Annotated in this window: 18 protein-coding genes; 1 reads left to right on the top strand and 17 read right to left on the bottom strand. The window is 62.2% G+C overall.

Going from position 1 to position 15292, the window contains the following annotated elements; genetic code table 11:
• Positions 1–32: 32 nt before the first annotated feature.
• The 10 genes from K678_RS17635 to K678_RS18565 form a co-directional block, all read right to left on the bottom strand.
• Complete coding sequence (locus K678_RS17635) at positions 33–494, bottom strand: flagellar basal-body protein flbY (protein WP_021131745.1); 462 nt, start codon at positions 492–494, stop codon at positions 33–35.
• Positions 495–532: 38 nt separating this feature from the next.
• Complete coding sequence (locus K678_RS06915) at positions 533–898, bottom strand: hypothetical protein (protein WP_021131744.1); 366 nt, start codon at positions 896–898, stop codon at positions 533–535.
• Between the two features lie 26 nt (positions 899–924).
• Positions 925–2169: a flagellar hook protein FlgE gene (gene flgE, locus K678_RS06910; protein WP_021131743.1), complete on the bottom strand. Its 1245-nt coding sequence runs from the start codon at positions 2167–2169 to the stop codon at positions 925–927.
• A gap of 14 nt (positions 2170–2183) precedes the next feature.
• On the bottom strand, positions 2184–2855 hold the full coding sequence (locus tag K678_RS06905; protein WP_039852301.1) for a flagellar hook assembly protein FlgD: 672 nt from the start codon (positions 2853–2855) through the stop codon (positions 2184–2186).
• Positions 2856–3182: 327 nt separating this feature from the next.
• Positions 3183–3455: a hypothetical protein gene (locus K678_RS06900; RefSeq protein WP_021131741.1), complete on the bottom strand. Its 273-nt coding sequence runs from the start codon at positions 3453–3455 to the stop codon at positions 3183–3185.
• A gap of 171 nt (positions 3456–3626) precedes the next feature.
• Entirely contained in the window at positions 3627–4031 is a 405-nt protein-coding gene (fliS, locus tag K678_RS06895) for a flagellar export chaperone FliS (RefSeq protein ID WP_021131740.1), read from the bottom strand.
• A 20-nt stretch (positions 4032–4051) separates the two neighbouring features.
• The gene (gene fliD / locus K678_RS06890) at positions 4052–5776 is read right to left on the bottom strand and encodes a flagellar filament capping protein FliD (protein ID WP_021131739.1); all 1725 of its coding nucleotides are present in this window, start codon (positions 5774–5776) and stop codon (positions 4052–4054) included.
• A gap of 94 nt (positions 5777–5870) precedes the next feature.
• On the bottom strand, positions 5871–7109 hold the full coding sequence (locus K678_RS06885) for a flagellin N-terminal helical domain-containing protein (protein WP_021131738.1): 1239 nt from the start codon (positions 7107–7109) through the stop codon (positions 5871–5873).
• A 106-nt stretch (positions 7110–7215) separates the two neighbouring features.
• A complete protein-coding gene (locus K678_RS06880) occupies positions 7216–7836 on the bottom strand; it encodes an RNA polymerase sigma factor (protein ID WP_021131737.1) in 621 nt (206 codons plus the stop codon).
• A gap of 116 nt (positions 7837–7952) precedes the next feature.
• Positions 7953–8105: a hypothetical protein gene (locus K678_RS18565; protein ID WP_155804488.1), complete on the bottom strand. Its 153-nt coding sequence runs from the start codon at positions 8103–8105 to the stop codon at positions 7953–7955.
• Here K678_RS18565 and K678_RS06875 point away from each other — a divergent pair.
• On the top strand, positions 8104–8442 hold the full coding sequence (locus tag K678_RS06875) for a hypothetical protein (RefSeq protein WP_021131736.1): 339 nt from the start codon (positions 8104–8106) through the stop codon (positions 8440–8442). The two genes, K678_RS18565 and K678_RS06875, sit on opposite strands and share 2 nt — an antisense overlap.
• Before the next feature lie 78 nt (positions 8443–8520).
• On the opposite strand, the gene K678_RS06870 is transcribed toward K678_RS06875, so the two are convergent.
• The 7 genes from K678_RS06870 to K678_RS19435 form a co-directional block, all read right to left on the bottom strand.
• Entirely contained in the window at positions 8521–10704 is a 2184-nt protein-coding gene (locus K678_RS06870) for a methyl-accepting chemotaxis protein (protein ID WP_021131735.1), read from the bottom strand.
• Positions 10705–10850: 146 nt separating this feature from the next.
• Positions 10851–11891 (bottom strand): ACR3 family arsenite efflux transporter, encoded by a 1041-nt coding sequence (gene arsB / locus K678_RS06865; protein ID WP_021131734.1) that lies wholly within the window; start codon positions 11889–11891, stop codon positions 10851–10853.
• Positions 11892–11895: 4 nt separating this feature from the next.
• Entirely contained in the window at positions 11896–12354 is a 459-nt protein-coding gene (locus K678_RS06860; protein WP_021131733.1) for an arsenate reductase ArsC, read from the bottom strand.
• A complete protein-coding gene (locus K678_RS06855; protein ID WP_021131732.1) occupies positions 12351–12749 on the bottom strand; it encodes an ArsR/SmtB family transcription factor in 399 nt (132 codons plus the stop codon). The genes K678_RS06860 and K678_RS06855 overlap by 4 nt, the downstream gene beginning before the upstream one ends.
• Positions 12750–12840: 91 nt before the next feature.
• Positions 12841–13668: an alpha/beta fold hydrolase gene (locus tag K678_RS06850; RefSeq protein ID WP_021131731.1), complete on the bottom strand. Its 828-nt coding sequence runs from the start codon at positions 13666–13668 to the stop codon at positions 12841–12843.
• A 25-nt stretch (positions 13669–13693) separates the two neighbouring features.
• On the bottom strand, positions 13694–14710 hold the full coding sequence (locus tag K678_RS06845) for an IS3 family transposase (RefSeq protein WP_231376222.1): 1017 nt from the start codon (positions 14708–14710) through the stop codon (positions 13694–13696).
• Positions 14593–14859 (bottom strand): transposase, encoded by a 267-nt coding sequence (locus K678_RS19435; RefSeq protein WP_021131729.1) that lies wholly within the window; start codon positions 14857–14859, stop codon positions 14593–14595. Before K678_RS19435 ends, K678_RS06845 begins: the two co-directional genes overlap by 118 nt.
• Positions 14860–15292: the final 433 nt, after the last annotated feature.

The following is a 15292-nucleotide window of genomic DNA, read 5'->3' as shown; positions in this document are numbered from 1 at the left end:
CGCGAATCCCCACCCGTCCCCCAGGATCGGGATCAGGCGTGAAAATTGGTTCCGGCAGAGGGGAAGTGGGCCAGCATCATCTCGCCGTCGGCGCCATAGGTCCGACCCTCGGCGGCGTCTTCGTGCAGCGCCGCAAGCGCCGCCTCGACCCGGCGCCGCGATGCCGTCATCGCCGCTTCCAGCCGGGCCAGATTTTCATTGGCGACCAGCCGCAGATCGCCCACCGCCTGCGTCAGGGTGCGGACGAAGTCGGGATCGGCGGCCAGGGCCTGGGCGGCCTCGGCGCGGACCTGATCCCACAAATCGGCATATTCGGCGGTCAGTTCGCCCTTGCGGTCCGAGGTGGCGACCAGACCGGCGGGAAATCCCGCGGCCAGCAGCCGGTTTTCCTCGTCCATCACGGCGGCCAGTTCGGTCACCACCTCAAGCAGGGCGTGGGCCGAGGTTTCGACGCGGGCAAGCTCCGAACGATCGGCGGTGGCGGTCTGAAGCATGGCGGGGCTCCTTGTCTCGAAATGGGGCACGGCAGGTATCAGGAACGATGGTCGTGGGCGGCGGTCGTCGTGCCCTGGCGATAGGCCCGCACGGCGCCGTCATGACGGTTCAGGGCGCGAAGGTCGTCGGCCAGAGCGGCCAGATCGCCTTCCAGTTCGGCGATCAGGGTTTCAAGATCGCTGATCGCGACCGAAACCCGGCGGCGGACCAGCCGACGCTGGTCGTCGGGCAGTTCGGCGATCTGTTGGGCCAGAATCTCGGCAAGCTGGCGGGCGTCGAGGTCGGGATCGACCGTCTCGCCCGGCGGAGCGGGCGGCAGAATCTCGCGGATTTCCTCGATCCGGCGTTCGAAGCGACGTTCGGAAAGGGAAATAACCTGGGCGGTGTCGCGGGTGTTGGTCATCGGGAAAATCCTTTCGCGGCAATCGGTCAGCGGACGGCGCTAATCAGATCGTCGTACATGTCCTTGGCGGTGTTGATGACCTGCGACGCGGCGGAATAGGCCTGCTGCGCCACGATCATCCGGGTGAATTCGTCGCCGGTATCGACGTTCGAGGATTCAAGCGAACTGGACTTGATCGTCCCGGTCCCGTTCTCGCCCGCGACGCAATAGACGTTGTGAGCCCCCGACGTGGTCGATTGCTCGTAGACGCCGTTGCTCATCGCGCTCAGACCGTCGGAATTGGGGAAGGTCGCGACCGCCAGCTTGGCGATCGACACCTGAAGACCGTTGTCGTACTTGGCGTAAACCGTGCCGTCCGAACCGAACGAGACGCCGGTATAGCTGCCCGCCACCGCCCCATCGCCGACGATGCTGGTGATGTTGATGCCGGTCCCGTTGTTCTGCTGGGTCAGGCTGCCATCGTCGCCAAGATCAAGCTTGATCGTGCTGGTCGCCGAGGCGCCGTTGCTCCAGGTCGCGGTCAGGTCGGGGGTCGCGTCCGAGGTCAGTTTCCCGGTGCCGTCGAAGGTCAGTGCAATCGTCGAGGGCGACAGCGTGCCGGTGGTGGTAGTGCCGTCGGTGGTCGAGACCATGCTGCCCAGGGTCAAATTCCAGGCGTTGGTGCCGGTCTTGGTAAAGGTCATAGCGACCGTGCTCGACCCGCCCTGGCTGTCGAACACCTCCATCGAGGTGGAGAAGGTGTCGCCGGTACTGGCACTGGCCGGAAGGTTGGCCTTGATGACCTCTTGCGTCGTCGGGATCGGCTGCTTGTCGTTGATGTTGACCTTGACCGGCGACGGGTCGGCGATATTGCCGGTGATGTTGCCGTAGGCGTCGGTCGCCGCGCCCTGGACGTAGTAATTGTCGCCCAGGACCAGATAGCCCTGGTCGTTGATCGAGAACTCGCCGTCGCGGGTATAGAAATCCTGCTTGCCGTCCTTGCCGTAGGTCAACACGAAGAAGCCGTTGCCATCGAGGGCAAGGTCGGTGCTGTTCGTGGTCGCCTCGATCAGGCCCTGGGCATCGACGTTCTGACGGACCGAGGAGGTGACGCCCCCGCCCGGATAGGCAGTGGTGCTGTATTGCTGGGTGACGAGAGAGGCAAAGCTGGTGGTGACCGCCTTGTAGCCCGTCGTCGAGGAATTGGCGAGATTGTTGGAAATCATCGACAGCGCCTGGCTTTGCGCCTTCAGCGCGGAGACGGCGGTGTTCATGGCCCCGGCGAGTGACATGGCGGTTCTCCCTGTCAGGCCGCGAGGCGCGTTACGTTCGACAGCGAGACGGAGGTCCCGCCCAGCTCAAGCGAGGTGGTGCCATCGGTGGAATCCACCGCGGTCACCGTCCCCTTGATCGACGTGGAGGTCTCGATCGCCGCCCCGGCTGAATCGAGCGCGGTCACCTTCAGCGTGTAGGTTCCCGCCGGGACCGCCTTGCCCTTCGAATCGGTGCCGTCCCAATCGAGGGAATGGCTGCCTTTGCCGGTTTCGCCGGTGCCGCTCCACACCGTCTTACCCGCGGAATCGGTGATGGTCAGCGCGACCGAGGACGCCTTGCTGTCAAGGTCGTAGCCCCAGGTCGCATCGACGGTGCCGTCCGACTGGACAGAGATGCTGTCCCCTTCGGCCTCGACGACATGGCCGAGATAGCCGACGCTGCTGGAGAAGGTTGACGACGACAGCGACGACAACACGGTGTCGAGCTTGTCGTTGGTCTTGATCTGCTGTTCCAGGTTCGAATACTGGACCAACTGACTGGTGAACTGGGTCGCGTCGGTCGGATCCAGCGGATTCTGGTTGGTCAACTGGGCGCACAGCAGTTTCAAGAACGTGTCGTAATTGGCTGAAAGGCCAGAAGACGAGCTGGACGTCGAACTTGTCGATGTCGTGGATGACGTCGTGGATGTGACCGCTGCGGTCATGGCGCACCCCATTGAAGAAATCCAGCGACAGTCAATCCGTCGCTCTCTGATTTCTTCTACGGACGCACCTGGAATATCTGGCGCACCATTTGCCAAACACCCACAAACAACAGAATATGATTGCCCTGGATGCGCAAAGACATCCGACAGCACAGAGTGCCGCGGATGTCTTTATCTTGTGCTGTTACGGACGCACGGCCAAACTCAGGCGGTGTTTTTGGGGAGAAGCGCGCGCAAAAACACCCCGCCCCCGTGAATCCTGGATCGGACACGGGAGATGAGTAGGCTTAAAGGAACGGGAGCCCCGGCAAACCGGGGCGATCCGACCTAACTGACGGTACGCTTGAGCCGGTCGGACGGCGACAACGGCGCGCCCGACGTGGCAAGGATGCGATCGACCAGTCCAGGCGGGGCCTTGGGCTGCGACGTGCGCAAGACATCGCCGATCTCGGCCGCCTCCGCCAGCAGACGCCGTGCCTCATCTGATTGGGCTAACAGGCTTTCGGCGGAAGTGCGGTCATCGGTGGGCCAATCCGCGAGGACATCACCCAACCGGTCGAGGAGGTCGGAGAACTCCTCCAGTGTGATCGTTCTGGTCATTTATACGCCTCGATTTCTTCGTCGGCGGGGACAGGGCACCCCTTCAGGGCTGCGATTACTCTATCCCAGATCGTATAGAGAATACAGGGGGTCCTCGCCCCGTCGCCAGGGCGAGCCTCACGCGCCCAGGCCGCAACGGGATGACCCGGGCGCGATAACCGCCACACTCAACTAGCCGACAGCGCGCAGCGAGGGACTTTCCGGCACCCCGGCGATCTGGGCCCAGGCATTGCGCAACTGGCGCAACCCGTCTTCGATGCGATGGCTCATCGCCAATGCTTCGGGACGCCCAGCCGACCGCATCAGCGCCTTCATGTTGGCTTCGTAGGTCTGCTGCAACCGCCGGGCAACATCGCCGCCGCGATCGTAATCAAGCGCCGACAGCAGCCCGCGCAACAGATCGATGGCGCGGGTGATTTCCTCGAACTGCCGGGCCCAATCGCCCTGCTCGGCGGCAAGACCGGCATTCCTGACCCGGACCAGCACGCCGTCATACAGCATCACCACGGCATGAAGCGGCGGCACGGTCATGCTGGCGGTGCGATAGGCGGCGCTGGCTCGCTGCGAATGGTTCATGGGACTCCTCCGTCAAACGATTATGATGAAGAGCTTTCGGCCTTGTTCAGGGCTTCAAGCAGATCGAGAACCGATTGGGCTTTGGCCAGCTTCGCCTCGATTTTTGAGTACTTATCCAGAAGAAAATCCCGATAGCTCTCGGCGTTGGTCTGGATCGTCGATATCCGGGTTTCCAGATCGCCGTTAGTGTCCTGGAGACCGCTGATCTTTTCGGTCAACTGACCGTCGTCACTGTTGGCAACGGTATCGATCGCCTGATACATCCGGTCGGCGATCCCCTGGCTGATCTTGACCGAGATCGTCTGGGTGGCTTTGCCGGTAAAGACAAAGGACAGCCCGTCATAAATGCTGCCCTTGACCCCTTTGATCGTGTTGCCGCTGACGGTGAACAACGACGTATCCCCCCCGACCGAGGCCGAACTGATCGAGCCCGTCGTCGCATCGACGGTTACCTTCAGGTCGAAATCGGCAGAGGTGGGGCCGTCGCCGTGCGACAGCAGCTTCAAATTTCCCGACGAGGTGGTTGCCTGATAGGAAAACAGGGTCTGGACCGAGGACAGGGAATTGGTCAGGGCGTTTTCAAGAATTGTATCGTCGACCACCAGCTTGTTGCTGCTGTCCATCGTGATCCCGATCGTCGCCAACGAGGTGCTATCAATCGCGGTTCCCAACATTGATTGCAGCGTGCTTGACGTGCTGCGCAGCAGCGAATCGCCGAACAACGTCGCGCTACTACTGGCCGTTCCGTCGCTGCCGGTGGTCTGGTTGGTCAGGACCAGATCGCGGAAGGCATTGTAGGCGGTGACGAAGGCGTTGATCTGGGTCGAGATGCCGGAAAGATCGTTGGCAACCTCCAGCGACAGGGTGTTGCCCGCCTCGGCCTTGTAGAGATTGAGCGTCACCCCGTCGATCGCATCGTCAATCGTATTGCTCGATCGCGTGATCGGCACGCTATCGACCGTCAGAACCGCGCCCTGAGCCTTTTGCAGCGGAACGACCTTGGTGCCCGCACTGTCGGTCAGGCCAAGCTTGTTGAGGACATTGTCGCCAGAGGTGGTGGACAGGGTGATGTCACGATCGGTTTCAACGCCCGACAGAACGATCATGTAGGCGCTGTCCGAACTCTTGACCACCGAAGCGGTGACCCCGGTCGAGGCTTTGGCGGCATTGATGGAATCGACGATATCGTCGAGCGACATATCGGCAGTGATCGAAATATCGGTACTCAGGGTCCCGGTCGTGCTCAGCCCGTCGCTGGTCGCCTTCGTCCCCAGGGAAAAGGTTCCCGTCCAGCCGAGATCGTCGGACCGGCTGCTGACCGAGCCGCCCCCCAGACGTTCGACCTTGGCGACCTGGGTCACCTCGATATCATGGGTGCCGATCTCGGTGCCGTCCTCGACCGTCGCCGACAGAATGCCGCTGGCAGCGGTCGAGGTCGACGAGGTCAGATAGGTGGTGCGATCAAGAAAGACGTCGGAGGCTTTGCCTTTGGTCCCCGGCGCGCTGCGCAGGGTATTGAGCGAGGTTTCCACCGCCTGCAACTTCGTTTGCATATCGGTGTAGGCGGCGATCTTGGTCTCGTTCTTCGTGACGCTGACCGAAAGGGTATCGGCTTTCGCCAGCCTGGCCTGATAGGCCGCTTCGACCAGGGTATCGGTATCGAACTCGTTGCGGTTCTGCGAATAGCTGGTCGTGCCCGACGTGGTGCTTGTACTCGATGTCGTACTGCTGACGCTGCTGGTCATGGCGAAGCCTCCCCGGAGCGGAAACGTTGGAACGGGGCGGGATCAACGCCCCGCCCCCTCCCCTCACCGCCAACCGGCGGCGCGGCTTAACGTCCTAGCTCTTCAGCAGGCTCAACAGATTCTGCGGCATCTGGTTGGCCTGAGACAACGCGGCGATAGCCGCCTGGGTCTTGACGTCGTCCGACGACAATTGCGACTTCTCCGCCGCGACGTCGGCATCCATGATCACCGATTCGGCCGAGGTCAGGTTTTCCGAGGCGGTCGAAATCGTCTCGGAGCGGAACTCGAACCGCGACATCGTCGCACCGATTTCGGCGCGGGCCTGCGACACCTGGGCAATCGCCTTATCCAGCGCGTCGCTGGCCTGCTGCGCCGCGGTCTGGGTGCTGACCGAGGTCGAGCCGATCTTCAGCGTGGTCGATCCCAGGGTCGCGGTGGTCACCGCGTTGATCGAGACGTTGATGGTATCGGCGGTCGAGGTGCCGACCATGAAATCAACGCCGGTGCTGGCGCCGACCAACTTACCGGCGGTATTGATCAGACCGAGCGCGGTGGCGGCGGTGCCGGTGCCGTTGGTGATCGTGCTGATCGTCTCGTCGCTGTTGGCGGCGGCCAGGACCAGATGCTGGAGACCGTTGGCATCGGTGGTGATCGAGGCGCGGACGTTCGCCGCCTTCGGCGTCGCGGTATTACCGGCATTGATCGAGTCGACGACGTCTTGCAGGCTGACCTTGCTGGCGGTGCCATCATAGGAATCTTTGATGGTGTAGGTCACCGAGGTCGGAGTGGTGCCATCGGTGGTGGTGATGGTGATGGTGTCGGCATCGGCAACGCCGGTCAGATCCGTCGCCTGCGCATCGGTCAGGCCCGAGGTCGAAACCGAGGACAGGCTGGTCGCCGAGGCAAAGGCGCTGGTGCCGTCCAGCAGCGAATTGCCGTTATAGGTGGTCGATTTGGAGATGCCGTCGATTTCCTCGCTCAGTTCGGAATATTCGGCCTGGATGTAGGTCCGCTCCGAATCGGTGACGGTACCGGAATTCGACTGGGTCGACAGCGACTTCATGCGCTGAAGAATGTCGGCGATACGCGCCAGACCGCCATCGGCAGTCTGGAGGATCGAACTGGCCTGAGACGCGTTGGTCGAAGCCTGGCTGAGCACCGTCACGTCCGACTGAATCCGGGTCCCGATGGCGAGGCCGGCGGCGTCATCCGAAGCCTTGGTGATGCGCGATCCCGATGCCAGCTTCGACAGGGTGCTGGACTGGTTCGAGGAATTGAGGTTGAGGTAGCGGAGCGCGGAATTCGAGGCGCTGTTAGTCGAAATGACGGGCATGGAATGTCTCCTTCTGATCCTTCATGTTCCCGGAAGCGGGACCGGCCATCGTTCGGAAGGCCTTCTCGGTTGGAACGGATCGGGAGACGGTTTCAGGCGGGAATTTTTACTCCTGAGCGAGAAGGTGACGGAACTCGGCCTCGGAGCCCCGTAAAGAGTGGCGGAGCCCCTGCCGCCCCCGCTTCAAAAGGCTTTCCACCGCGCTGACGGTGGTGCCGAGAACCTGGGCGATCTCGCCATTGCCCATTTCCTCGAAATAGGCCAGCGTCACCGCCGCCCGCTGTTGATCGGGCAACTTGCCGATCGCCTGCTCCAGGCGGCCATAGACCTCGCGCCGGTGCAGGCTGTCGACCGTATCGGGACGGTGTTCGGCCGGTTCGGGCACATCGTCGATATTGGCATTGTTGGGCAGTCGGCGCAGATCAATGCAGCGATTGACCACCACCCGATACAGCCAGGTGCTGAAGCGGGCGCGGCCCGGTTCCCATGACTGGCGGTGGGTCCAGGCCTTGACCATCGAATCCTGGGCCACGTCCTCGGCATCGGCGACGTTGCGCAGCATCCGCAGAGCCAGGGCATAGGCCCGGTCGACATGGCGCTCGACCAGAACCCGATAGGCCTCGCCATCATCCTGCTTCATCCGGGCAAGCAGAGTTTCGTCATCCAGCGTTTCAGGAGGGAGGGCATCCCCGCTCCGTAAACTCGTCGACTGATTCATCATCGCCATCTGCCTGTCTCCACCGTCAGGACCGATGCCACCCCATCCCGAGCGCAGTCCGTCTCATAGCTTACACGCATGGGCAAAGCGGTACAGGCGGTGAAAATTACTTTTTTAACAATGGGTTAATAGGATTCTTTTGCCGGGTACCCGGCAATTACTGCCCAGTTGCCGGTCATATTTTGCCAAGTGACGATTTTTTGCGCATGGATCGACATCCCTCCTCCGTGGAAGCCATGGTGCGGGATTTTATCTGGCAAAAAAGAGGGAAAAACCATGGTCGACAGCCTTCGCGGCACCCCCCGACCCGAAGACCTGCTGGCCGAACTGGCGGCGGCCCGGAGCGATCTGGCGCGGGTCGATCACGCCACCCGGATGGTTCGGGCGCAATCCCGGCTGGAGTCCCTGCTGCAAGCGGTGAGGACTGAAGCTGCCAACGGAGACCCGCAAAGGATGAATGCCCTGGCTGGAGAGGCCGAGCGGGTTCTCCAGTCTCTCAGCGACGGTACCGCCGCCCGCTATCCCGCCGAGATCGAACAGGCCCGCGCCCTGACCCTGCGGATCAAGGGACTGTGCGAGCCCCCCACCGACGGCTCGGTCAAGATCGAGGTATAAGCAAAAAAGAACGGCCTCGCTCCGTCGTGAACCGGAGCGAGGCCGTCGTCTTGGCGGGCCGAAAACGGCAAACCGGTCTCAGCCGCGAATACTCTCCAGGAAGTTGGCCACTTCGGTCCGCAGACGATCGGCGCTACCCGTCAGCGAATCCGCCGACCCAAGAACGGACTCGGCCGCCTGCCCGGTGGTCACCACCGCATTGGTGACGCCGCCGATATTGGCCGAAACATCCTGGGTGCCCTGGGCGGCCTGCTGGACGTTGCGGGCGATTTCCTTGGTCGCCGCGCCCTGCTGCTCGACCGAGGCGGCAATGCCGGACGAAATTTCCCGCACATTGTCGATCACCTCGCCGATCGTCTTGATCGCGGCGACGGCGCGGCGGGTTTCTTCCTGCACCGCGTTGATCTGGCTACCGATTTCCTCGGTCGCCTTGGCGGTCTGGTTGGCAAGGTGCTTGACCTCGCCCGCAACGACGGCAAAACCCTTGCCCGCATCGCCGGCGCGCGCCGCTTCGATCGTGGCATTCAGCGCCAACAGGTTGGTCTGCGCCGCGATATCGTTGATCAGCTTGACCACCTCGCCGATCCGGTCGGCGGCGGTAGCGAGGGTCTGCACCATCACATTGGTCCGTCCCGCTTCTTCCGACGCGGTCTTCGAGATTTTTGCCGCTTCGGTCACCTGCCGATTAATCTCGGTGATCGAGGCTGACAATTCCTCGGCGGCGGACGCGACGGTCTGGACGTTCTCGGTGGCGGAATCCGCAGCCGAGGCAATCGACCCAGCCTGGGTGCTGGCCTGACGCGCCGCCGCCGACATCGTTTGTGCCGTTGCCTGCATCCCCTGGGCCGAAGAGGCGACCTCGCGGACCAATCCCATCACGCTGGTTTCGAAACTGTCAGCCAGATTGTGCCGCGCCTGCTTGCGTTCCGCCGCACTTCGGGCGGCGGCCTCGGCCTGTTCGGCCTGCAATGCCTCGATGCGGATCGCATTGTCTTTGAACACCTGGACCGCCTGCGCCATCTGGCCGATCTCATCGACCTGATCGCGCGAGGGAACTTCGATCGATTTGTCACCCGCGGCCAGACGCTTCATCGCATCGGTCATCGCCACGATCGGACGAGCAACTCCCCCAGCAGCCAGCCACATAATCGCGATCGCCACCAAGGCCACCATGGCGCTGGTGATCGCCGACCACATCACCGAACTCGAAGCGCGCTCGGTCAGACTCTGGCCCAGGGTGTTGGCCTCGGCCATCACCACATCGCGGGGAACCTCGATCAGGACCGACCACGGCTTTTCCGTCCGCCCCAGCCGGATCGCCGCGAAGGTGCGCAAGGTATCGCCCTGCCACTCCGAATTGTTTCGGCCCGCCTGAATGGTGGACAGATCGGTCTGCCACGTCTGCGACTGCGCCGCATAGGATTGCCCGATCAGTTCGGGACGAGCGCTGTCAGCGACGATCAGGCCCATATTGCTGAGGATCACCACCCGGTTCTTGCCGCCGAACAGGCTGCGATTGACGTCCAGGGCCAGCTTCTGAACGAATTCCAGGTTGAAGTCGGCACCGGCGACGCCAAGGAACTTCCCCTTGACGACAATCGGCACCGACAAGGTCGCCAGATAGACCTGACGTCCCTGCACGATGTAGGGCAGCGGATCGAGCACGCTTTCCCGCCCATTGGTCTGAGGCCCGATATACCAGCCCCCCTTCATCACGCCATTGGGATGGAGGTCGTGGCTGTCATACTCGACCAGGGCCTGCATCGCGATCTTGCCCGACTGATCGCGGTTCCAATAGGGAATGAAGCGCCCGGTCGAATCGGTTCCAGTGTCGCGGCGATTGCGGAACGCTTCGTCATTGCCGTCAAGCGCGTTGGGTTCCCACGCCGTATAGGTCCCGTTGAACAGCTCGTTCTGTTTCAGCACGTTCAACAGGATTTCATTAATATGTCGGCGTCGCGACTCGGGCGGGACGCCCCCTTCGGCCGAGGACGAAACAACCATCGCAAAGCTGTGCGCCATCGTTCGCGCCGCGATCAGGGCGGAATCGAACTCTGACCGCAACAGACCGGCCTGGGCGCTGGCCAGATTGTTCATCGATTCGCGGGTCTTGGAATCGAGGATTTCCGAGGTCCGGCTGACCACCAGGGCATTCCCCGATTTGGTGGTAATGACGCCATAAACGACCTGGACCGAAATGGCTCCAATGAGACAGAGCCCCGCGAAAATAGCGATTTTCGCTTTGATCGATGTCAGCTTCATGCCATCCCCCATCGTTCCATCGCCGCGCCAAACACGCATAACTAGACCATATGGTTTAGGCATTAGCTTACATCAATATGACCTTAGTGTCACACCATAGGAATGTGGTAACTGAGCGGGCCGGGCGAATTGTTGGCGGGTCGGCCTCATTGGGGGGAAGAGGGGCGCGCTCCGGCTTCGTACCATCCCTTGCTGGCATTGACGATCTTGACCACCGACAGCATCACCGGCACCTCGATCAGCACACCGACGACGGTGGCCAACGCCGCTCCGGAATCGAAGCCGAACAGAGAGATCGCGGCGGCAACCGCCAGTTCGAAGAAATTGCTGGCTCCGATCAGCGCCGACGGACCGGCGACGCAATGGGGCACACCAAAGCGACGATTGAGCCAATAGGCCAGCCCGGAATTGAGATAGACCTGGATCGTGATCGGCACCGCCAGCAGCCCAATCACCAGCGGCTGGGCGATAATCTGCTCGCCCTGAAACCCGAACAGCAACACCAGCGTCGCCAGCAAGGCCACCAGCGACAGCGGCCCGAGACGGGACAGGGTAACGGCCAGCGCCGATGCCCCGCGCGCCAGCAAGGCCCGGCGCCAGAGCTGCGCGATGATCACCGGAACGACGATGTAGAGGCCGACCGAGATCAGCAAGGTCTCCCACGGCACCGAGATCGCCGACAGGCCAAGCAGCATCCCAACCAGCGGCGCGAAGGCCACCACCATGATCAGATCGTTCAGCGCCACTTGGGACAGAGTGAAATGCGGCTCGCCTTTGCACAGGTTCGACCACACGAACACCATCGCGGTGCAGGGGGCGGCGGCAAGCAGGATCAACCCGGCGATATAGGACTCGATCTGTTCAGACGGGAGATAGGGCCGGAACAGATGACTGATGAACAGCCAGCCCAACGCCGCCATCGAGAACGGCTTGACCGCCCAATTGATCAGCAGGGTCACGCCGACACCACGCCATTGCTCCCGCACTTGGCCCAGCGCGGCAAAGTCGATCTTCAGCAGCATCGGCACGATCATCAGCCAGATCAGACCGGCGACCGGGAGATTGACCCGAGCTACTTCTAGCCCTGCGATGGCATGGAACGGCGCGGGAAAGACATGCCCCAGCGTCACCCCGGCACCGATGCACAGAGCGACCCACAGGGTAAGATAGCGTTCGAACCGGCTCATCGTCTCAGACCTCCCCGGCCCGGTCAGCCCCCAGCGCGATCAGGCGGCGCACTTTTGCCTCGATCTGACCATAGACGTCGCGGAACCTGTCCAACCGCTCGGCCTCGCTGCCCGTCGCCGCCGCCGGATCGGGAAAACCGACATGCAGCTTTGCCGGATGGCCCGGCCAGATCGGGCACATCTCACCGGCGGCGGCGTCGCACACGGTGATGACCAGATCCATCTTGGGGGCCGACGGCAGCGCGAATTCATCCCAGGATTTCGACCGCAGCCCTTCGACCGCATGGCCTTTTTCCGCCAGCACCGCCAGCGTCAGCGGATTGACCGCGCCGGTCGGGTGACTGCCCGCACTAAAGGCGCGCCATCGCCCCTCCCCCAGCGCGTTGATCAGCACTTCGGCCAGTACCGAGCGGGCGCTGTTCCCGGTACACAAGACCAGAACGTTGGTTACTGTCCTCGTCATGGCATCGTCTCCGTGTCGGTGGTCGGCATCGCATCGCGTCCCCGTGCGCAGAGCGAAGACAAAGCGACGGCCGAGATTTGAGCAAGAACGCGGGCGTCTTCTGTCACGGTCGGGTCGGTCTTCAGCGACTCCCCTACCAGCCCCAGAAACGCCTGGGCATAGGGGTTCAGAGCGCGCTCGGCCCAGCGGTAATAGACCCACTTGCCGTCGCGACGCTGTTGCAGCAGCCCGGCGACTTTCAGCGCAGCCAGATGTTTGGAGGCGGTGGCGGGGGCAAGGCCCAACACCGCCGTGATCTGACACACGCACAATTCGCCGCGTTCCAGCAGCTTCAGGATGCGGATGCGGGTGGGATCGGCAAGGGCTTTGGCAACGGTCTCGAAGGTCTCTAGCATTTGCGCACAGGCCGCTATCGTTTTCTCATTTTGGAAAATGATAGCAACGAATCGACGGCTGACCAAACCAATTCCGGACAGGAAGCGGGCGCTAAGGCTCTCCCACCAGCGGGGTCACCGTCCCATGGGTGATCCAGGCGGCGATCGCCCGCATCACCGCCTCTTCGCGTCCACGGAATCCATGCTCGCTAAACGCTTGGCAGGCGGGACCGCTGGTATCGCGGGCACCACGGACACTCATCAACGGAAGCTCACCGATCGAGGATTTGAGCTCGCGGTACGGCGTAACCGGGCAGGGATCGCCAATATGGTGCACGAACACCTGCGGCACCGTGGCCTGTTCCCAATCGAAACCGGACATCCCACTCTCGAAGGCGTGTTGGGACGTCCCGGCAAAGGTCGCGGTATGCACCGCTCCGGCCAAACTCGATCCCAAACGCCGCGCCAGATTGGCGCTGGAGACCGTGCCGAAACTGGTTCCGACCACATAGACCGGCTTCGGGCCAAGCTCTTTCAAAAGCGCCGAGATCAGGGCGGTGATGTCCTCGGCATATTGAGCCGAGCGGCGATATGTTGCATCACAGCCGTCCCATTCGTCGGTGGGACAATCGACCAGCACGGTCGTCACCGAATCGTCGTTGAGATGACGCCGGGCCCGAGCGAGAAAGTTGCCCTTCAGATCGAAGTTCGGTGCGCCGTTCTCGTTCCGCAGATGGAGTAGTCCCGGACTGCCGACAAACAACAACGCGATCCGGTCGGGAGTGCTGCCAATTCGTTTGCTGACTAGGCCCCGGATCTCGGCCCCGCGCGGCAATGGCGCGGTAACGATGTGTTCTTCCAGTCCCTCATTGGCCTCAATGGACAAGGCCGCCTTCGGCACGGCGGTCACCACCGCGAGAGAGAGGAGTGCGGCGATCATGAGCTGTTCCTGAATTTGTTACCGCTCAGAGATAGAGTCCCGTCTGGTGTTGATGCCCGAAATGGGCGGTGATGGCAACCAGGGCCGGGGCATGCCCCGGCCCTGGTTGCGTTCGGGATCGAGCGGCCATCTCGGCGGGGGTGGCACCGCCGAGGCTGGTATGGGGTCGCACATGGTTGTAGTCCTCCTTCCAGGCAGCGAGGACCGCCCTGGCGTGGTTCAATGAGGTGAACAGCGTCTCGTTGAGGCATTCGTCGCGCAGCCTACCGTTGAAGCTTTCGATGAAGGCGTTCTGGGTCGGCTTGCCCGGTGCGATGTAATGCCATTCGACCCGGCTTTCCTGGCACCAGCGCAGGATGGCCATGCTGGTCAGCTCAGTGCCGTTGTCGGACACCATCATCATCGGCCTGCCTTGCCGAGCCATCAGGGCATCCAGTTCCCTAGCAACTCGGGCGCCGGACAGTGACGTGTCCGCTACCAGGGTCAGGCACTCACGGGTATGGTCATCGACCACGGCCAGGATGCGGAAGCGTCGGCCGTCGGTGAAGGCGTCGGAGACAAAATCCAACGACCAGCGTTGGTTCGGCCCCATGGGGATCGCCATCGGTGCTCGTGTTCCCAGGGCCCGCTTGCGGCCAGTGCGGCGACGCACCGCCAGCTTTTCCTCCCGGTACAGCCGCAGCAGCTTGTTGCGGCTGAGCATGATTCCTTCCCGCTCCAGCAGCAGTCCAAGACGCCGGAAGCCGAATCGCCGACGCTTGGCCGCCAGATCCCGCAGACGGGAGCGGATCGCTCCGTCGTCGGGACGGCACGACCGATAACGGACCACCCGCCGAGAAATCCCCACGATGCAACACGCCCGACGTTCGCTCAGCCCGAACAACTCCCGGACATGCGCGACGGCGCTACGCCTGACGGCGGGCGTCACCATTTTTTTGAGGAAATCTCCTTCAAAACCGCGTTGTCGAGCATGGCTTCGGCCAGCAACTTCTTCAGCCGGGCGTTCTCGTCCTCCAGCGCCTTCAGCCGCTTGGCCTCCGATATCTCCATACCGCCGTACTTGGCCTTCCATTTGTAGAACGTGGCATCCGAGATGCCGTGCTTGCGGCACACGTCAACCGTCTTCGCCCCGGCTTCCTGCTCCTTGAGGATGCCGATGATCTGTTCCTCGGTGAAACGACTGCGCTTCATTCGTCCGCCTCCTGTCGTCGACGGACTCTACCTCAGGACGGACACATTTTTCTGGGAACAGGTCACCGAAATGGGCGTGAACGCCACACTGTTTGAAGTTGCTTGCGCGCCGGAGACAGCAAAACGCCGCAGCTTTGGGGGCTGCGGCGTTTTTTTGTTTTGATGGATTAGACACGACAAAGCCCTGTCTCGGGCGAGACAGGGCTTTGTTGTATTTTGGTTTCGGTGTCTGTCTTTTCCCTGCGACCATTTCCCTCCGGGGGATTGTCGCTGAGCCTTCCTAAATGCCCGGACCTGGGGTAACCCAGGTCCGGTCAAAGTCAGGCTATGCGCCAATTTATTCGCCTACGGCTCATACCCTGAAGGCGGGAGGCGCCATGTCTTCCCCATATCCAAAAACGCAAAAACCCGCCTCAATAGGCGGGTCTCTGCG

The organism is Magnetospirillum fulvum MGU-K5, assembly GCF_000442515.1.
Lineage (GTDB): Bacteria > Pseudomonadota > Alphaproteobacteria > Rhodospirillales > Magnetospirillaceae > Phaeospirillum > Phaeospirillum fulvum_B.
The sequence above is the reverse complement of the archived record's forward strand: the minus strand, read 5'-3'. Positions and strand labels throughout refer to the sequence as shown.